The following is an 18,519-nucleotide window of genomic DNA, read 5'->3' as shown; positions in this document are numbered from 1 at the left end:
GCTGGGCCGCGACCTCGCGAATGGGTTCGGGTCGAAGGACTACGCCCGCGAGGAATTGGTGGCGGAAATGGGTTCGGCCTTCCTTTGCGCCTCGCTCGGTATCGTGCCGACCGTGCGCCATGCCGACTACATCGGCGCATGGCTTGAAGTCCTGCGCGAGGATGCCCGTGCGATCTTCCGAGCCGCCTCCATGGCCAGCAAGGCGGCGGACTGGTTGCTGGCGCGCCATGCCGCAGCCGCCGCGCCGACAGAAGGCGGGCCGGTCGGTGAGGACCTTGCTGACGCTAGGGGCCTTGCCGGTCCCGCGGGCGAGGGGAGGGCGGTGTCATGAACCTGCTCTCCCCCGGCATCCGCTCGCTGCTCGCCGCGAACTTCGAGTATTGCGTGCGCAATCCGCGCTTCGATCCGTTTCCCTTGGTCCGGCTGTTCAATCCCACGGGCCGCGCGGTCTGGCTGGTCACCGAACTCTATCCTGACGGCGACACGCTTTACGGACTGGTGGACCTCGGTTTCGGCTGCCCGGAACTCGGTATCTTCTCGCTGTGCGAGATCGAGGCCATTGACTTGCCGCTCGGGCTGAAGATCGCGCGCGATCTCGCCTTCACCACCCGGCATCGCCTCTCGGTCTGGGCCGAGGCGGCGCGGCTTGCCGGATCGATCCCGGATGCCGCGCTCCTGCTGGACCGGCTCACCCGGGAGGACCCGGGCGCAATCCGAATTCTGCCCCGCTGACAGGGCCGAAGACGCGGGCAGGCGTTTTCCTGCCCATCCAAAGCCGGTCCATCCCCATCCCATCACGAATCCGGATGGACCGGCGCTCATTCAGGAGCACTGCCATGAAACTCGAATTCATTCCGCTCGGCAAGCTGTCGATCAGCAAATCCAATATGCGCTACGCCCGCAAGGCCCCGGACGTGTCGGACATCCTGCCCACCGTCCGCGCGCGCGGCATCCTCCAGCCCCTCCTCGTCCGCCCGAACTGTGAAGCGGGACATTACGAGATCGTCGCCGGTTGCCGCCGCTTCCATGCAGCGAAGATCGTTGCCGCCGAGCGGCAGGCCGGTCGCCCTCGGCCTGATACCGGGACGGAGATCGAGGGTAAGCCTGACGGCGTGTCCGGCGTCGCTGCCGAGGCTGGTGGCGCGAGCGGCGTCGCGGCGGGTGATGCAGCCGGGGCCGGTTCCGGGGCGGATGCGCTGTCCGATGGTGAACTGCTGCCTTGCGCGGTGCTGGACAATAGCGACGATGCCGCCGCCGTCGAGGCCTCGCTGATCGAGAACATCGCCCGGCTCGATCCCGACGAGGTATCGCGCTGGACCACCTTCACCCGCCTCGTCCGGGAGGGCCGCAGCGTCGCGGATATCGCGATGACTTTCGGCCTGCCCGAGCTTGCGGTCCGGCGCGTCCTCGCGCTCGGCAACCTGCTGCCGCGCATCCGCGAGATGTACCGCGCCGAGGAAATCGGCGCGGTGACCGTGCGCCATCTGACGATGGCTTCCAAAAGCCGCCAGCTGGCCTGGCTTGCCCTCGTGGCCGATCCTGGCAGCCATGCCCCGCGCGGCTATCCTCTGAAATCGTGGCTTCTGGGCGGGGAGACCATCCCGGTGCGCCATGCCCTGTTCGATGTTGAGGCGAGCGGTCTCGCGCTCGTCACCGACCTGTTCGGGGAAGATGCCTATTTCGCCGACCCGGGCGCGTTCTGGACCTTGCAGAACGCTGCCGTTGCCGTGAAGCGGGAGGCCTTTCTTGCGGGCGGCTGGACCGATGCCGTGGTGATGGGACCCGAGACCCACTTCCATGCGTGGGAATTCGAGAAGACACCCAAGCGCAAAGGCGGGCGAGTCTATCTCGATGTGCGAGGCAGCGGCGAACTCGTTGTTCACGAGGGCTATCTCTCCCGCCAGGACGCGGCGCGGCTGGCGCGCAGCAGCGGGGGCGATCGAAGCGGTGAGGAAGGTGCGGGCGGCAAGCCGGTGCGCGCCGAACTCACCGCGCTCACGGGGACTTATGTCGACCTTCACCGCCATGCCGCCGTGCGGGCGGAACTGCTCGGCAGACCCGGCCTCGCCCTGCGGCTCATGGTCGCTCATGCCATCGCCGGGTCGGCGCTGTGGCGGGTCTCGGCAGAGCCGCAGGCGGTCAAGAGCGATGCGGTGCGCGTCAGCCTCGATGAAAGTCGGGCGGAAGCGGTCTTCGACGCGCGGCGGCGCGAGGTCCTCGCCTTGCTCGGTCTCGATGCCGACGAGGCCACGGTGACCGGCTCGGGCGGCTATGGCGGCAGGCACCGCAGCATCTGCGCGCTGCTCGCGCGCCTGACGACGCTGGCGGATGGCGATGTTCTGGACTTGCTGACGCTCGTCATGGGCGAAACACTCGCCGCCGGGTCGCCGGAAGTGGAGGCTGTGGGAAGCCTGCTCGGCCTTTCCATGGCCGACTGGTGGGAGGCCGATGCCGCCTTCCTCGATACCCTGCGCGACCGCGAGGTGCTGCTGGCGATGGTCGCGGAAGTGGCGGGCGAGCAGGTCGCCGCCGCCAATGCGAGGGAGAAGGGCAAGGCTCTCAAGGTCATCATCCGCGCTCACCTTGCAGGCGAGGGCGGGCGCACGAAGTGCGAGGGCTGGGTGCCGCGCTGGATGGTCTTCCCGCCATCTTCATATACGGAGCGCGGCGGGGTAGGCACGGTCGCGGCCCATGCCCGCGCTTTCGCGAGACCGGCAAGCGAGGCTGACGATAGCAATATGCCGGATGGCGTTTCGCCCGAATCTGACGTGACGGACCCCGACTTCGATTCCGTCACGAGCTAGGGCGAGGACCGTCTCGCCGCCTGAAAAAATCACCCGGGGGCGGGATTTCCTGTCCTCGGACGATGCCCTTGGACGGGCTGAAAAATTAGCGGCGGGGCCGCGCTCTTGGAGGCGCGGCCTCGCCGCTAATATGAAATTTTCGTCGACTGGCTCTTCCAGAACGGGCGTACGTTGCCCTGTCCTTATTGGAGGGACATCCCATCACCCATGCCTGTAGTTTTCACTGCCCGAGCATACGGGACACATCGCGGACTAACTGGTGGCAATACATGGTTCAACCACTGCCAGTTCTAAATTTCCGGAATGTAAATGTCAGAAATATTCATATGTCCAGATATTTATTGCGCATTTCGAAAATTATCGACCTACTTCGTTAATACGACAATTGAACTTGCGCTTAGTTTCGGCTTGTACAGCATTCTAAAAAGTCTTTTCATTGCGTTAAATGCTTCAATGCTATACCATTTATTGTAGTGTCTCTCAAAGAAGACATGTAGTAGTTCTGCCGGCATAGGGAGAACTCTGAAGCTTGAGAAGCCAGCCTGCATACCACGCTCGATTATCAGACTCGGCGGCATATCGCGTTCATTTACCCCATACTGTTCCATCGCAGCGATCGAGTGAGGGTTAGTCGAGTGTCCTTCGCCAGGCTCGTGGGTGAGCAAGATTCCGCCTGGCTTTAGTGCCGCGTAGGCAGACCGGATTGCAGCACCTTCATCATCAGCATGGTGGAGAGAATCAAAGAAGACCGCGCAATCATAATCCGCGGTGCCTTCAATTGCTTCGTAATCATTGCATAAGAAATCGAGGTGCTCCGAGGTTAGACCATGACGATCTCGATTCTCGACCGCCAATTCGATCATGTCGGGGGCAATGTCTTGCCCAGTCACTTTGTAACCATGAAGCGCGTAAAACACGCTAGTCCAAGCGCCACCGCAACCGAGATCGAGCAATCTCGCCGGGGGAGCTGGTAAAAGTGTCATGATCGTACCGATCGAAGTCAGGTTGATCCCGCAAAACGGATCAGAAAACGGCTTTAGCATTGAATGCTGACGGCCAGCTTCGCCGGTAGCTGCGAGATAACCTATCTCGCTTTCTTTAGACATTTATTCCCCCTCTTGCCCCACAGTAAAATCATACCGTAACGAGGCATGTGGGCTCCTGTCTATCGCAAATTGCGCGGTTTCAGGCATTTAACTGTTGAGTTGGTCCAAAATTTGTTGATCGCCACGTAAAGGGCATCTCGTAAATATCCCGCTTAATATACTATATTGTGGGAATTAATTTTTAGTTTCAAAAAGTGCGGATTTTGCAGTTAATATAGATTAGAAAGGCGAGTTGTTGTGGCGCGATTTGTTCAACAGGTATTGGTGTTATAAAATTCTGCCCTTTGCTGTTACGTCTTCGCGAGTTCTCGCGTTCGAGGCCGCGCGAAGCGTGATCGTTTCGCCGGAAAAGTGAGGCGCGAGTTTGTTTTCGCGCTCCCCGGCGCGCGCGGGAAAAATTAGAAGAGCGGCTGTGATCTATCGCGCTAAAACGCACGTCGCAGCCAAAGTGATGCTGGAAGTATTGCTAAGGCGGATCCAGCCTGCTTCGACTTCGACTTCGACTTCGACTTCGACTTCGACTTCGACTTCGACTTCGACTTCGGCGGCGGTGCGAGCCCGGGCCGGTGGTCTGGCGGCGCATTATACGTTCGATTGGGATGGCAGGCGTCTTTCGCAGCGCGAAGAGTACCGGATTGTGCCAGTCCGGCACTTCGACGCGTGCATGCTTGATGCGAACGAGGCCCGGTTCGTGACCGAACTCAGATGGTGGCGGGCGCGCGATCTCGCCCGCAGCGCCGAGCGGCTGACGCCCCTCGCCATCGCGGACATCGTACAGGGCTATTTCGAGAACGGCGCTCCCGACCCGCTTCCGGAGGAAGAAGTCCTGGTAGACTGAGTTTGCCCCGCCATCGCGGCAAACCCCCGCGCCCGAGGGCGCTGTGGTGGGGCGGCCTGGCCGCTGGAACGATGATGCCAGGCTATCTTCGTCGTCCCGTCCTGCGGCGCGGCCGAGGTCGGCAGGGAGCCGCCCGGCGGCCTATCCGATGGAGCGTGTCTCACGCGCGATAGCGCTGCCGAAAGACTTCGCTGCGGCGGATCCGGCCTGCCTTGAACTTGGCGCCGAAACCGAGGCAGTTTGAATGCGATAGGCCGGGCCGTGGGCTGCGAATTTGGCGGCAGGGCGTCTCGATGCTCGGAAGCGGAAACGCAAACGGGTGCTTCTCGCCCGGCATCGAAGCTGTGGCCACCGCGGCTGACAAGATCCGCGCGGACATCGTGTCTCCTGGTGAAGACGGTTTCGCCCGGCGCCATTTCCGGCTGGAAGGGCAACGACCTGGAACGGCCGCGGCCCTGCCGAAACCATCGACCCAGCCCTTATTTCCCCGCCTGCCCGAAGGCAGGCTCCTCGCGGCCGCTTCGCTCCAAATAAGGCCTGTGTCTTCCGGTCCTTCGCTGGCGCTACGGCCTGACGGTTCGCAGGTCCGCTGCAGCCGTTCCCCAAGGTCTGCCCATCGCCCGGAAATGGCTCTGCGGCGAATGCTTCAATGAGACGAAAGATGCCCGCAATCGGATATGTCACCCGCGATGGCCGCAGCTTCAAGGGTCAGCTTCGCACCCTCTCGATCCGCGCCGAGATCGAGATCACGCCCAACACTGCCAAGTCCGCAGACACCCAGCCCGACTACCGCGTCACCTGCGGCGGCGCCGAAGTCGGGGCAGGCTGGATCCGCCGCAGCGAAGCCTCCGGCAACGACTACGTCTCGCTGAGCCTCGCTGCACCGGAATTCGGGCCGCGGCGGCTCTATGCCAACCTCGGCCGCGCCGCCGGAAGGGACGACGAAGACAGCTTCGCAATCATCTGGAATCCGGCGGACTGACCGGCTGCTCCCCGCGCCTTCGGGCGCGGGGTTATTCCTCGTTGGGGCGCCGTCGGGCGTTAAGTGTTGCCGCGTTTGGCGCTCCGGCTTTGCCGTGCGGCCTTACGGAATTTGTCATTCGAAATGTTAAGCCGCCTGGCGCTAATGCCCGCCGTGTCTGCGGTGCTATCTGCGGAAAACAGGGGGTAATATGGCTAGGAAATTCGCGCTGGTGCTCGCGGCAGCGCTGAGCTCGGCGAGCCCGGCGCACGCCGAAGACTGGCTCTATGTCGCAAGCACCGCGGACGATGCGACCTATCTCAACATGAGGGGTATTCGCCGCACCGCACCGGATCGCGGATGATCTTCTGGTTGGAGCGCGTATATGCCGCACCGCAGAGCGACGGTGCGACATATGCCATGGTCCAACAGCGCGCCGACTGCGACGGCTACACCATGGTCCTGCTGGCGCTTTCGCTTTACGATCCTGCCGGGCGGGTGGTCTTTTCTCATATCTTTGAAAACCATGAGCAGAAAGTGGAAGCCGTGGTTCCCGAGTCGGTCGGGATGGCGGTCGTGGACACCTTGTGCGGCACCAACTCGGATGCAATACCGGTCTCGGACCCCAAGCTGGATGCGCTTTCCCGGTTCTGAATCGGGGTGGGAAATGGTGCATTCGTTTGCGCTGAGACAATGCGAAGAGAACGGTTGTTCCCGGCCTGAACTCGTCTAGAATCAGGCGATTATGAAGACCGATCTCGACCATTTGCCGGAGCAGAAGCGCGCCGATCTGAAGCGCGCGGTCGAGATCATCTTTGCCGAATTCGAGGACGTTCTGGCGCTCGCGACCCAAGGGTGGAAGCGTCAGGGGCGGATCATGAAAGTGATCCTCTACGGTTCCTATGCGCGCGGAGACTGGGTGTCCGATCCGGTCGGCGGTTACTTCTCCGACTACGACATTCTCGTCGTCGTCAACGACGAGCGTCTTGCCGACGAGGCGGAATATTGGGGCAGGGCCAAGGACCACCTCAACCGCGAATACGATATCGCGAAAAGGCTATCCGCGCCGGTCGGTCTGGTCGTCCATTCGATGAAGGACGTGAACTTTCAGCTGTCGCGCGGACGGCCCTTCTTCGTCGATGTGGTGCGCGAGGGCATCGTGCTCTACGAACTTGCCGCGGAACAGTTCGAAGCGCCCAAGCCGCTCGATACCGGCGTCGCACATGTCGAGGCGGAGAACTATTACAAACAGTGGTTTGAGAGTGGATCCGAGTTTCTCGGTCTGGCTCAATACTCTATCTCACAGGGCTGGCATAACCGAGCGGCTTTCAACCTTCACCAGGCTGCCGAACATTTCTACCACATGGTCCTGCTCGTCCTGAAACTGTACTCGCCCAAATCGCACAACGTCAATTTCTTGCGCAATCGGGCTGAAGATGTTGCCCGTGATCTGATCGCCGTCTGGCCGCGCGATACCAAGTTCGCCCGTCGCTGTTACGAGTTGCTGCAACAGGCTTATGTGAAGGGCCGCTATTCACCGCATTACGTGATACGCGATGTCGAGCTCGAATGGCTTCTTGAGCGGGTTGAAATGCTTCAGGCAGAGGTCAAAGCGGTCGCCGAGCGCCGACTTGACCGCAAGTAAGGGTGATGCCTTCCGCTGTTGCGATACTACTCGCCAATACGGCGTTCGCTCTCCGTCAGTACGCGTCTCAGGTAGCGACCGTAATCCGACTTGCCGAGCCGGTCGATCGCACCCTCCATCTGTCTTGCATCGATGTAGCCTTGCCGAAAAGCGATCTCTTCCGGACTGGCAATCTTGAAGCCCTGACGCTTTTCCAGGACGCGCACGAACTCCGCAGCATCTAGAAGGCTGTCTGGGGTGCCTGTGTCGAGCCAGGCATAACCTCTCCCCATGATCTCCACGCACAACTCGCCGCGCTCAAGATAGACGCGGTTGACGTCGGTGATCTCCAGCTCGCCGCGCGTCGAAGGCTTGAGATTGGCAGCGATATCCACCACCTGATCATCGTAGAAATAGAGGCCGGTCACCGCCCAATTGGACCGCGGCCTCTCCGGTTTTTCTTCGATTGAAACGGCCTTCATAGTTTCGTCAAAAGCGACGACGCCATACCGCTCGGGATCTTTCACGTGATAGGCGAAGACGCTGGCCCCGCTCGTACGCGATGACGCGTTTCCCAGCAGTTCGGGTAGCCCATGACCGTGATAGATATTGTCGCCCAGGATCAGTGCCGAAGGCTGTCCGGCCACGAAGTCGGCGCCGATGACATAGGCCTGCGCCAATCCGTCGGGGCTCCGCTGTTCGGCATATTCGAAGGACATGCCCCACTGCGAACCATCGCCCAGCAGCGAGCGAAAGGCGGGCAAGTCGCGCGGGGTGGAGATGACCAGCACCTCACGGATACCCGCCAACATCAACACGCTCTGGGAATAGTAGATCATCGGCTTGTCGTAGACCGGCATGAGCTGCTTCGAGACAGGCAGCGTCATCGGATAGAGACGGGTACCATTGCCTCCCGCCAGAATGATGCCTTTCATCGTGGCCCCCCAGTCAGACGAAAATACCGTGCAGAGGCATGACCATGCCTTCCAGCGAGGTCCGCCAATCCGGCAGTGCAACGCCGTGCAAGCGCTCGATAAGAGCGCAATTCAGGCGCGAATTGGCGGGCCGGACAGCTTGCGTTGGATAATCCGCGGTGGCGATTGCCTTCACACGGGCAGAGGGACCACCTTGCGCGGCGGAAACCGCGAGAATGCCTCGGGCGAAGTCGGCCCAACTCGCCTCGCCGCTAGCGGTCATGTGGAATGTTCCTCGCAATGCCGGGTCGTCACGCGCGATGAGGTTTTTAGCTACTGAGAGGATACCATCTGAGATATCCATCGCGTTTGTGGGATTGCCAATCTGGTCTGCGATCACTGCAACCTCGTCCCGCTCATTCGCGATGCGCAGCATGGTTTTCATGAAGTTGCTGCCGAAGGGACTGTAAACCCAAGCCACGCGCAGGACTGCGCTGTTGGAACCGTGCTCGACGAGCACTGCCTGCTCCCCTGCAAGCTTGGATGCGCCGTAAACGCCGGCGGGCATCACAGGGTCAGTCTCGAGATATGGGCGATCCAGCTTGCCATCAAAGACATAATCGGTGGAGATATGGATCAACGGCACGTCAAGAACCTTTGCGGTGCGCGCCACTGCCCCCGGTCCCTCGCCATTTACGGCAAAGGCGAGCGTGCTTTCTTGTTCGGCACCATCGACAAAGGTGTAGGCAGCGGCAGAAACAATGATATCCGGCCCGGCCGCCATGAGAGCGCGGAAAACTGATGTGGGATCAACGAGGTCCAGTTCCGGCCTGCCGAGTGCGACAATCTCATGTCCAGCAGCTTTGCCTCGTTCCCGCAGTGCGGTTACAATTTGTCCCGACTTGCCGGTAACAGCGATCCTCATGCAGCCACCCGGGCTTTCGGGGGCAGGCCAAGCCTCTTACCGTCATAGCGCTCACGCAGCGAGCCCCACCACCAATCATTCTCGAGATACCAGCGCACCGTCTTCTCGATGCCGGTGTCGAAGGTTTCGGCGGCACGCCATCCCAGTTCGTCCTCCAGCTTGGTGGCGTCGATGGCATAGCGCGCATCGTGGCCGGGGCGGTCGGTGACGAATTCGATCAGGTTCTCGCGCGGGGTGTCGCCAGGCACCAGCTCGTCGAGCACGGAGCAGATGCGCCGCACCACGTCGATGTTCCGGCGCTCATTGCGACCGCCCACGTTATAGGTCTCGCCTGGACGGCCCTTCTCGGCAATGATGTCGAGCGCGCGGGCATGGTCGTCCACATAGAGCCAGTCACGCACGTTCTCGCCCTTGCCGTAGACCGGCAAGGGCTTGCCCGCGAGCGCGTTGAGAATGGTCAGCGGGATCAGTTTCTCGGGGAAGTGGTAAGGCCCGTAATTGTTCGAGCAGTTGGACACCACGATAGGCATCCCGTACGTCCGCTCCCACGCCTTGGCGAGGTGATCGGACGCAGCCTTGGACGCCGAATAGGGCGAACTTGGATCGTAGGGCGTCGTTTCTTCGAACAGCCCCTCGTCACGCAGCGAACCGTAGACTTCGTCGGTCGAGACATGGAGGAAACGGAAGGCCGCCTTCGCGTCGGCCTCGAGGGCGTTCCAGTAGCCACGCGCTGCTTCGAGCAAGGTGAACGTGCCTACCACGTTGGTCTGAATGAAGTCGGCCGCACCGGTTATCGATCTATCGACGTGGCTCTCAGCAGCCAGGTGCATGATGCGGTCAGGGCGGAAATCCGCGATTGCCACATCCATGGCGGCACGGTTGCAGATATTGGCCCTGAGGAAACGGTGCTTATCACACCTCTCCACCGGGCGAAGCGACGCTTCACAACCCGCATAAGTCAGAGCATCGATGGTGAGAACGTCGTAGCCCTTTTCGAGCACCAAGTGGCGCACCAGAGCCGAGCCGATGAAACCGGCCCCGCCGGTAACGATCACGCGCAGCCCGAAAGGCACGGGGGTTACTGGCTCCAGTTGAAATATTCCGGCAGATTGGCAAGGCGCGGCTGCATGCGGTCCTTGTGGGAAAGAGTCTCGGGATCGGCGATATCTGGCCAAGTCACCGCGATTGCAGGATCGTTCCAAGCCAGCCCCCTGTCGTGTTCGGCGCTATAGTAGCCGGTCACTTTGTAGCAGATGACCGTTTCCGGCTCGATTGTGCAGAACCCGTGGGCAAAACCCGGGGGTACCCAGAGCTGCATTCCGTTTTCGGGGGTCAGCATTTCGCCTAGCCATTGCCCGTAAGTCGGCGAGCCTCGGCGGATATCGACGGCAACATCGAACAGCGCACCGGCCGTGCAGCGCACCAGTTTGCCTTGGGCATGCGGCGCGATTTGAAAATGCAGGCCGCGCACTGTGCCCGCTTTAACGCTGCGGGATTCGTTGTCCTGCACGAAGACCCAGTCACCGCAGGCTCGTCTGAAGCGGTCTGCGTGAAAGGTCTCTGCGAAATATCCCCGCTCGTCACCAATGTGACGGGGAGCAACCAACATGACGTCAGAAATTGCCGGAGGTATGAATTCCATGACAGCGCCCTAGCCAGCCTGATCGGGTTTGCAGCAGCGGAAGACGAATCCATAAAACGCCTTCTTTGGAAATCCGTTCTTTTGAGTAGAGAATAAATCCATCCCTGCGAGGTCTTCATATCCCGGGGTCAAGATGATGCGTGAGCCTTGCACCGTCCCGCTCGTAATCCCGGAGGGCGAGGGCGAAGTTTGCCGATTTAGCTGCGCCCCGCCTGATGCTCATCGATAAGTTGAAAGAAGACTGAATTGAAACCGAGTTGGACCCGCCGAGGTTGCGCTCTATGCGTCTTTCTACCCAGTTTCGCCCTAGCGGTTTGTCGCTTCAGAAATTTTCGAGAGCTATGATCAGAAAGCCGAACCCGTAGTTCCGGAATAAGTGGGAAGGCCCATCGTCGGTACGATATGGATGACCAATCCCGATGCGGAACCAGTGTCTGACTTCAAGCTCGAGGCACTCAATCTGTTCTGACGCTTGCCGGACGGGTGCTTTCTGACTTCCGTCACGACCGAGCAAGAGAACGGTTGTTCCCGGCCCGAACTCGTCTAGAATCAGGCGATTATGAAGACCGATCTCGACCATTTACCGGAGCAGAAACGCGCCGATCTGAAGCGCGCGGTCGAGATCATCTTTGCCGAATTCGAGGACGTGCTGGCGCTCGCCACCCAGGGGTGGAAGCGCCAGGGCCGGATCATGAAAGTAATCCTCTACGGCTCCTATGCGCGGGGCGACTGGGTGTCCGACCCGGTCGGCGGCTACTTCTCCGACTACGACATTCTCGTCGTCGTCAACGACGAGCGTCTTGCCGACGAGGCGGAATATTGGGGCAGGGCCAAGGACCACCTCAACCGCGAATACGATATCGCGAAAAGGCTATCCGCGCCGGTCGGTCTGGTCGTCCATTCGATGAAGGACGTGAACTTTCAGCTGTCGCGCGGACGCCCCTTCTTCGTCGACGTGGTGCGCGAGGGCATCGTGCTCTACGAGCTTGCCGCGGAGCAGTTCGAAGCGCCCAAGCCGCTCGATACCGGCCTCGCGCATGTCGAGGCGGAGAACTACTTCAATAAGTGGTTTAATAGTTCTGCAGCATATCTGCGAGGCGCAAAGTTTTTTATCTCGGAGGGTTCGAGAAACGAAGCTGCATTCCTTCTTCATCAATCGACAGAGCATTTCTATCACACGATTTTACTCGTGATGAAGTTGTACTCGCCCAAATCGCATAACATAAAATTTTTGCGGGGACGCGCTGAGGACGTTGCTCGCGATCTCATTTCAGTTTGGCCGCGAAACACCAAGTTTGGACAGCGATGTTTTGAGCTCCTTTATCAAGCCTATGTGAAGGGAAGATACTCGGAGCATTATGTCATTCGCGACGTCGAACTGGAGTGGTTGCTTGAACGCGTTGAGTTGCTTCAGGCAGAGGTCAAAGCCGTTGCCGAGCGCCGCTTGAGCCGCACGTAACGCGCAGAGTCCACAAGCAGACTGCAGGCCGCGTCAACCCCTATTTTCCGGGCGACTGACCTTGGTCAGCCCGTAGTTTGCGAATTCCAGTCAGCCGTTCAGGCATCGAACCTCAAGGGGGGTCGGAAACGGCTATAGCCGTTTCCGACCCTGCCTGAGTGCCCCATTCTGCCTCAGATCGAGTGTCCTTCGCGGACGGCACGGTGCCGCCGCGCGCAACGAGGCAGGGACATCATGAAAAGATCGAACGAAATCGACAGGGCGCAGCGCGCGAAGAGCGGTTCGCCCTTCCTCAATACAGATCAGGCGGCCGCCTATCTCAAGATATCGAACCGCCTTCTCAGGCAGCTTCGCCGCAACGGAGGCGGTCCGATCTTTCGGTATCACTGCCGCTTCATCCAGTACCACATCGACGATCTCGATGCCTGGAGCGAGGCCAATTCCGGCCGGGCGTTTCGGCGATGAGTTTGCACCGGACTTCCGCGACCGAGGCGCCGTTGCGCGCCTTCGGCGAGGCGCTTCGTCAGGCAGGGCGGCGCCGTGATCGGAACCGGCGCGTTTTACTGGCAGCAGGCGCAGCCCTATGCGCGGTCGGCCTCACGCTGGCCTTTCCACCGGCGCCTCGCCTGATGTGGAATGCAAGTCCCAGTGCTCGGTTAGGCCTGTATCTAGTGGAGCCCGGTGGGCGCGTCACCGCCGGGGAAACGGTGATCGCAAGGCTTCCCGCCCCTTGGCGCGGCTTTGCCGCTGGCCGGCGCTATCTGCCCGAACGGGTTCCGCTCGTGAAGCGCATTGCCGCCGGTCCGGGCGATGAAGTCTGCGCACTTGGTCCCCGTCTATTCGTTAACGGGGAACCGGTCGTCCACCGGTTGAGGCGCGATGGCAAGGCGCGCCTGCTCCCGTGGTGGGAAGGATGCCGTCGACTTCGTGGCAGTGAGTATTTCCTGCTCATGGCCGGACACCCCAAATCGTTCGACGGCCGCTATTTCGGGGTGACCAGGGCGTCGGATATCGTCGGTCCCGCGAGGCTGATATGGGCGCTCTGAAGCCCATCATCGGCGCCGGGGCGGTCGTTGCCGCGCTGCTGGCTGCCGCTCCGCTCCAGGCGGACGAAGTGGACCGTTGGCGGCCACAAATATCCGAGGCCTCAGTTCGCTTCGGCGTACCTGCCCACTGGATCGAGCGGGTGATGCGCGCGGAAAGCCGGGGTAGAACCCGGCTTTCCGGCCGCCCGATTCGGAGTCCGAAAGGCGCGATCGGCCTCATGCAGCTTATGCCGGGCACATGGGCGGAAATACGCGATCGGCTGGCGCTCGGCAGCGATCCGGACGACCCGCGCGACAATATACTGGCGGGGACATTCTACTTGCACCAGCTCTATGATCGCTTCGGTTATCCGGGACTTTTCGCGGCCTACAACGCCGGGCCGGGGCGCTATGAAAAATACCTTGCCGGGCGACCGCTGCCCTCCGAAACGGTGGCATATCTTGCGGAAATAACCGGCGCCGGGAAGACCAAGGTGCCGCGGAAATCCACTCCGCTTTTTGCAGATGGGGCGGCGTCCGAGCAGCTGCGGGAAACGGGAGAGGCGGCAGTGCAGGAACCCCGGACCGGTTCTCTCTTTGCCATACGGCGAGATGTTCCCTGAGTGCATGAAGAGTGGGGCGCTGGTGAAGCGCGGAAGCGGAAAGCCAAAGGGGCTGTGCCGTGTGTGCAGCCCCGGTTTTTAAGGCTGCGGGAGAATTCGGGCAGGTCGGGGGCGGAGTGCAAGATAGAAGCAGTGCCTCCCGCCACAGCTTTTTTCCTGTCTGCACATCAGCTTAGCGGGAGGCTCGTGTTTTCCCGGATAGCGTGATCGGAGCATTGCGGTTCGGAGGCGTGGAAATGGCGAAGGACGACGAATTCGAGCCCAGGCTGGGGCGGCAGCGCGGTACGGGCGGGAGGACGCCTGATCGCTATGCCTCCCGTGTCGCCCATGCTGCCGGTTTGCTCGGGAAGGCGCGGAGATCGGGGAACCGGGGCTACGACGGCAGCAGGATCGGTCGCGGTGCGGCAACCGGGCGTCTGTTGTCGACTCGCGACAGGCTGGCTGGCCTTCGCTCGCGGCGCGTCGTGGTGAAGACCCGGCTCGCGGTACTGCGCGGCAAGGGGCTTGGAGCAGCCCGGGCTCACCTCCATTACATACAGCGAGATGGGGTTACCCGGGAAGGCAAGCCCGGAGAGCTTTACGGTCCCGCGAATGACCGCGTTGACGGGAAGTATTTTCTCGAGCGCAGCAAGGTAGATCGGCATCAGTTCCGCTTCATCGTCTCGGCAGAAGACGGCGATCGGTTCGAGGACCTCAAGCCGGTTATTCGGCGGCTGATGGAGCAGGTCGGCGATGACCTCGGTACGAAGCTCGACTGGGTTGCCGTCGATCACTTCAATACCGGCCATCCGCACACCCACGTCGTGCTGCGCGGCGTGGACGACCGGGCCCGCGATCTCGTGATTGCCCGGGAGTATATCGCCCACGGATTTCGGGAGCGAGCTGCCGAGATCGTTTCGCTTGAACTTGGCCCGCGTAGCGAACACGAAATCGAGACTCGGCTCCGTATGGAAATCGAGCAGGAGCGGCTCACCAGTCTCGATCGCCGGCTGATCGGGCGGATGAACGAGGAGCATGTTGTCGCGCCGAGTGCTGCGGACCCACTGTTCCATGCTCTAGAGACCGGGCGTCTTCAGGCATTGCGGCGCATGGGACTGGCGGAGGATCTGGGCGGCGGCCGCTGGCAGCTTGGCGAGGACATGGAGGAGACGCTCCGGACCATGGCCGAGCGCGGCGACATCATCCGCCAGATGCAGCGGGAGATATCCCGAGCAAGGCTCGATCGACCCGATCAGAGCATTTTCGTGCCGGAGAATGGACCACTCGTGGGACGTGTGGTGACCCGAGGCCTTGCCGACGAACATCGCGACCGTCATTTTCTGGTGATCGACGGCGTCGACGGTCGAGCACATTATGTGGATATCGGCGCTGCATCAGCTGTCGATCCGGTGCCCGGGAGGGCGACGGTCCGCATCGATCCTCGTGTGCCTGCGGTAAGGGCGATGGACCGGACGGTGCTGGAAGTGGCGCAAGCGAATGACGGGCGCTATTCCGCAGCTCTGCACCGGCGCCATGATCCGCGCGCCAGCGAAGCGTTCGCCGAGACACATGTCAGGCGCCTCGAGGCCATGCGGCGGGCACGCGTTGATATCGAGCGCGAGGCTGACGGCACCTGGCGCATTTCACCGGACCATTTGCAGCAGGTGAAGCGTTTCGAGCACGGACTTGTTGCCGATCGTCCCGTCGACGTCGAGGTTCTCTCGGCTCTACCTGTCGACAAGCTGACCGGCGTCGAAGGTGCCAGCTGGCTTGATCGCGAACTGGCATCGCCGTCCGGCCTCAACTTCCGGGATGGCGGATTTGGCGGCGAGGTGCGTGCCGCCGTAACCGCGCGTCGGCAATGGCTGGTCGAGCAGGGATTGGCCGACGGGGAAGGCGAGAGCTTCGCGTTGAAACAGAACGCATTGGCGTCACTTCAAAGGCGGGAGCTGCTGCGGATCGCGGCGGGACTTTCGGCTGAGCTGGGCAAGGAATTTGCAGAGGCGCGCCATGGAGATTTGATCGAGGGCAGCGTGGCGCGGCGGGTCGAGGGCATTTCCGGCTCCTACGCCCTGATCGAAAAAAGCCGTGAATTTACGCTCGTTCCCTGGAGGCCGGTGCTGGAGAAACAGATCGGTCAGGAGGCCGGCGGCATCATGCGCGAGAACGGCATAAGCTGGCAATTCGGGAGGGGACGGGCAGGGCCGGAAATCTCCTAGAGCCTGTTCGGTAAGGCAGAACGGAAAAAGGCAGATCGGGGATCGCGGCAGCAGCGCTCAGCCGCCTCAGTGTGGGTCCAGTTCCGGCATTCGTTCCAGAATGGCGCTGGTCACTCCGTTGGTCCATCCGAAGCCGTCTTGCAGGGGATATTCGCCGCCACCGCCGGGAAGTCGTTCCTCGACATCGTACTTTTCCAGCATCTTGCCGTTCTCGCGGTATGTCACGTCCACCGTCCGTATCCAGCGCTTCGCGATATCTTGCGCCAGTTCCTTCTGGCCGTATCGTTCGAGGCCGTCGATCGCGACCCACTGGAGAGGCGCCCAGCCGTTCGGCGCATCCCATTGCTGACCGGTCCGCAGCCCCGTCGTGCGCAGGCCGCCCGGTGCAACCAGCTGGCCGCGCGTCGTGCGGGCAACCGCTTTGCCCTGAGCGGAAGACGCCATGCCGACGAACAGCGGAAAGAGAGTTGCGCTCGAGACCACCGAGGTGGGCTTGCGGTCGGTCAGGGACCAATCGGCATAGCGGCTCTCTCTGCTGACCCAGAGGTGGCGGTCAACGGACGCCTTTCGCTGGTCTGCTCGCCGGGTGAATTCGATCCGGCAGGGTGTGTCGGCAGCTTGACGGCAGCCATCGGCGATACGGGTTTCCAGGCCCCAGAGCAGCGCATTGAGGTCGACCGGAACTATCGCGGTCGTCCGTATCGTCGATAGGTTTTGTGGATCGGCCAACCAGCGCGAACTGAAATCCCACCCGCTTTCCGCACCGGCACGCAAGTCGCGATAGACCGCCTCGGGGGCTCGCGCGGGAGCCTGCGCGGCTGTGTCGCGGTCTTCCGCGAAGGACTCGTCCCTCGGCGTATCGCGATCGTCCCAGTAGCGGTTCAGCAGGCTGCCGTCGGGCATCGGCACGACGCGTTCGCAAGGCTGTCTCGTCTTGCGCGCGCAGGCCTCGCCGGCCATCCAGTACGCATGTTCCCGGCGCAGCGCAGCCAGACGGCGGGCGCGGACCGCTGGATCCTTTTGTTCGGACAGGTCGACCATGAGGGCGAAAAAGGGTGGTTGCGAGCGGCTGACATAATAGGTTCGCGTGCCATTCGGAATGTGGCCGAAGCGCTCGACGAGGTCGGTGAAATTGCCGAGCATGCTCTCGACCAGATCGGCGCGCCCGTCCGCCTTCAGACCGAGCATGGTGAAATAGGAGTCCCAGTAATAGGATTCCCGAAAGCGTCCGCCGGGCACCACATAAGGGCGCGCGGCGCGGATCAGCGAAGAATTCCCCACCACAGGGGACTTGGCATCGTCGCGCGTCAATTGCGGCCATAGCCCCCTGACATGGTCACGCAGCGCAACCTTCGCGTTGTCGTTCACGCCGGGAACGGTGAAATGCTCCAGCACGAAACGTCGCAACTCGGATTTGGACTTCGGCGCCTGGGTAGCGAACAGTCGCATGATCTCCGCCGGCGCCGTCGTCGGCGACGCGTCGACGAAGGTCTTGCCGTCGCCGAAGATCCGCTGCTCCTGGACCGCGGTGAACAGGTCGCCAAATTGATCGGCGGGAGTGGGCGGGCTGCCGTTCGCACACAAGGCAAGGACCAGGGCCGCAGCGCAGAGACGGCGAACGGGCGAGGGTATCATGGCTGCTCCCTTCGGCATTGCTGGGTTGCATATCCCTGTCTTGATGATTGATATGTCACGCAATGGGCAACGCCTGGCATCCCTGGAAGGTGCCTGCCATGTCTATGAGTTCATCACCTGGGAGACGGAAAAATGGTCCCAACCAAAGCCGGCATTGCCCTCTGCATGCTCGTGGCGCCAATTCTGGCGCTAGCCGTTTCGCCTTCGGCATCGCACGCGACCGGGGGAGGTGAAAGTCCGACCACAGCCGATCAGACCCGCATTCTCGACAAGAGAAACGCGGAGCGGCTGCTCGACAACAAGGGGCTGACGCTCCAGTGGATAGACTGGGATCACCGCGGCACGGCGACCGTCACGCGGCGGGCTGGCTTATGGAGTCTGCATGGCCGTCAGGCGGACGTCAACGGTCCCGGGCTGCTCGCGCTCGACGGCACCATCACCGAAATCGGCCCGGACTATTTCACGTTTCAGGGCAAGATCACGATCAGTAACACGCCGGATCCGGGCCGTACCTGCTCGGCGGACAAGACCTGGCATTTTGCCGTCACGCAGAACCGGCGTTACTATCGGCTGCGCGAGTTCGAGTGGTGCGACAGCTTGACGGATTACGTCGATATCTACTTCTGAGCGATATGCAGCGGTGCACCTCGGTCCGGCATGGCCCGAATGCTTGACGTGATGATCGGGCCTTTTGACGATCTCTGTCAGCCTGTCGTTCGCATCCTCGGCACCGATCACCGCCCAATTCCAGCTGATGAATGCCGC

The 18,519-nt window shown here is 61.6% G+C and carries 21 protein-coding genes; 14 read left to right on the top strand and 7 right to left on the bottom strand.

Translation table 11 applies throughout. The features are described from left to right. The 3 genes from V7066_RS26405 to V7066_RS26395 all read left to right on the top strand — a co-directional run. Window positions 1–331: zincin-like metallopeptidase domain-containing protein (locus V7066_RS26405; RefSeq protein WP_334185900.1), on the top strand; the 331-nt coding region annotated here is incomplete at its 5' end. Then, window positions 328–732 (top strand): DUF2958 domain-containing protein, encoded by a 405-nt coding sequence (locus V7066_RS26400; RefSeq protein ID WP_334185899.1) that lies wholly within the window; start codon window positions 328–330, stop codon window positions 730–732. The genes V7066_RS26405 and V7066_RS26400, both read left to right, overlap by 4 nt. A gap of 104 nt (window positions 733–836) precedes the next feature. Next, a complete protein-coding gene (locus V7066_RS26395) occupies window positions 837–2,804 on the top strand; it encodes a ParB/RepB/Spo0J family partition protein (protein WP_334185898.1) in 1,968 nt (655 codons plus the stop codon). Window positions 2,805–3,169: 365 nt separating this feature from the next. Here V7066_RS26395 and V7066_RS26390 read toward each other — a convergent pair whose 3' ends face one another. After that, on the bottom strand, window positions 3,170–3,910 hold the full coding sequence (locus tag V7066_RS26390; protein ID WP_334185897.1) for a class I SAM-dependent methyltransferase: 741 nt from the start codon (window positions 3,908–3,910) through the stop codon (window positions 3,170–3,172). A 691-nt stretch (window positions 3,911–4,601) separates the two neighbouring features. Here V7066_RS26390 and V7066_RS26385 point away from each other — a divergent pair. Beyond that, window positions 4,602–4,748 (top strand): hypothetical protein, encoded by a 147-nt coding sequence (locus V7066_RS26385; protein ID WP_334185896.1) that lies wholly within the window; start codon window positions 4,602–4,604, stop codon window positions 4,746–4,748. Window positions 4,749–4,908: 160 nt separating this feature from the next. Here the strand turns inward: V7066_RS26385 and V7066_RS26380 are convergent, their stop codons facing one another. Then, on the bottom strand, window positions 4,909–5,127 hold the full coding sequence (locus tag V7066_RS26380) for a hypothetical protein (protein ID WP_334185895.1): 219 nt from the start codon (window positions 5,125–5,127) through the stop codon (window positions 4,909–4,911). Between the two features lie 282 nt (window positions 5,128–5,409). Between V7066_RS26380 and V7066_RS26375 the strand changes: the two genes are divergently transcribed. The 4 genes from V7066_RS26375 to V7066_RS26360 all read left to right on the top strand — a co-directional run bounded on the left by V7066_RS26375 (window position 5,410) and on the right by V7066_RS26360 (window position 7,354). Further along, on the top strand, window positions 5,410–5,730 hold the full coding sequence (locus tag V7066_RS26375; RefSeq protein WP_086493821.1) for a DUF736 domain-containing protein: 321 nt from the start codon (window positions 5,410–5,412) through the stop codon (window positions 5,728–5,730). A 190-nt stretch (window positions 5,731–5,920) separates the two neighbouring features. Continuing rightward, window positions 5,921–6,073 carry a hypothetical protein gene (locus V7066_RS26370; RefSeq protein WP_334185894.1) on the top strand — a complete coding sequence of 51 codons (153 nt, stop codon included), beginning with the start codon at window positions 5,921–5,923 and terminating at the stop codon, window positions 6,071–6,073. Further along, on the top strand, window positions 6,070–6,363 hold the full coding sequence (locus tag V7066_RS26365) for a surface-adhesin E family protein (protein ID WP_334185893.1): 294 nt from the start codon (window positions 6,070–6,072) through the stop codon (window positions 6,361–6,363). Before V7066_RS26370 ends, V7066_RS26365 begins: the two co-directional genes overlap by 4 nt. A 91-nt stretch (window positions 6,364–6,454) precedes the next feature. Beyond that, window positions 6,455–7,354 carry a HEPN domain-containing protein gene (locus V7066_RS26360; RefSeq protein ID WP_334185892.1) on the top strand — a complete coding sequence of 300 codons (900 nt, stop codon included), beginning with the start codon at window positions 6,455–6,457 and terminating at the stop codon, window positions 7,352–7,354. A gap of 26 nt (window positions 7,355–7,380) precedes the next feature. Here V7066_RS26360 and rfbA read toward each other — a convergent pair whose 3' ends face one another. From rfbA to rfbC, 4 genes are read right to left on the bottom strand one after another with little or no spacing between them, the layout of a single operon-like run. Further along, window positions 7,381–8,268: a glucose-1-phosphate thymidylyltransferase RfbA gene (gene rfbA / locus V7066_RS26355; RefSeq protein WP_334185891.1), complete on the bottom strand. Its 888-nt coding sequence runs from the start codon at window positions 8,266–8,268 to the stop codon at window positions 7,381–7,383. Between the two features lie 13 nt (window positions 8,269–8,281). After that, window positions 8,282–9,172, bottom strand: a complete 891-nt coding sequence (gene rfbD, locus V7066_RS26350) for a dTDP-4-dehydrorhamnose reductase (protein WP_334185890.1) — start codon at window positions 9,170–9,172, stop codon at window positions 8,282–8,284. Then, window positions 9,169–10,233, bottom strand: coding sequence for a dTDP-glucose 4,6-dehydratase (rfbB, locus tag V7066_RS26345; protein WP_334185902.1), 1,065 nt, complete (start codon window positions 10,231–10,233; stop codon window positions 9,169–9,171). Before rfbB ends, rfbD begins: the two co-directional genes overlap by 4 nt. Window positions 10,234–10,250: 17 nt before the next feature. Then, entirely contained in the window at window positions 10,251–10,814 is a 564-nt protein-coding gene (rfbC, locus tag V7066_RS26340; RefSeq protein ID WP_334185889.1) for a dTDP-4-dehydrorhamnose 3,5-epimerase, read from the bottom strand. Between the two features lie 559 nt (window positions 10,815–11,373). On the opposite strand from rfbC, the gene V7066_RS26335 reads away from it, so the two are divergent. The 5 genes from V7066_RS26335 (at window position 11,374) to rlxS (ending at window position 16,119) form a co-directional block, all read left to right on the top strand. Then, window positions 11,374–12,273, top strand: a complete 900-nt coding sequence (locus V7066_RS26335) for a HEPN domain-containing protein (protein ID WP_334185888.1) — start codon at window positions 11,374–11,376, stop codon at window positions 12,271–12,273. Between the two features lie 234 nt (window positions 12,274–12,507). Continuing rightward, complete coding sequence (locus tag V7066_RS26330; protein WP_159831993.1) at window positions 12,508–12,738, top strand: helix-turn-helix domain-containing protein; 231 nt, start codon at window positions 12,508–12,510, stop codon at window positions 12,736–12,738. Then, window positions 12,735–13,319, top strand: a complete 585-nt coding sequence (locus tag V7066_RS26325; RefSeq protein WP_334185887.1) for a S26 family signal peptidase — start codon at window positions 12,735–12,737, stop codon at window positions 13,317–13,319. The genes V7066_RS26330 and V7066_RS26325 overlap by 4 nt, the downstream gene beginning before the upstream one ends. Further along, window positions 13,307–13,921 carry a lytic transglycosylase domain-containing protein gene (locus tag V7066_RS26320; protein ID WP_334185886.1) on the top strand — a complete coding sequence of 205 codons (615 nt, stop codon included), beginning with the start codon at window positions 13,307–13,309 and terminating at the stop codon, window positions 13,919–13,921. The genes V7066_RS26325 and V7066_RS26320 overlap by 13 nt, the downstream gene beginning before the upstream one ends. A 236-nt stretch (window positions 13,922–14,157) precedes the next feature. Next, on the top strand, window positions 14,158–16,119 hold the full coding sequence (gene rlxS, locus V7066_RS26315; RefSeq protein WP_334185885.1) for a relaxase/mobilization nuclease RlxS: 1,962 nt from the start codon (window positions 14,158–14,160) through the stop codon (window positions 16,117–16,119). A gap of 66 nt (window positions 16,120–16,185) precedes the next feature. On the opposite strand, the gene treF is transcribed toward rlxS, so the two are convergent. Beyond that, window positions 16,186–17,754, bottom strand: coding sequence for an alpha,alpha-trehalase TreF (gene treF, locus V7066_RS26310; RefSeq protein WP_334185884.1), 1,569 nt, complete (start codon window positions 17,752–17,754; stop codon window positions 16,186–16,188). A 132-nt stretch (window positions 17,755–17,886) separates the two neighbouring features. Between treF and V7066_RS26305 the strand changes: the two genes are divergently transcribed. Next, window positions 17,887–18,381: a hypothetical protein gene (locus tag V7066_RS26305; protein ID WP_147222271.1), complete on the top strand. Its 495-nt coding sequence runs from the start codon at window positions 17,887–17,889 to the stop codon at window positions 18,379–18,381. Window positions 18,382–18,519 lie beyond the last annotated feature (138 nt).

The organism is Novosphingobium sp., assembly GCF_036820275.1.
Classification (GTDB): Bacteria; Pseudomonadota; Alphaproteobacteria; order Sphingomonadales; family Sphingomonadaceae; genus Novosphingobium.
This window is presented reverse-complemented; position numbering and strand designations above follow the sequence as displayed.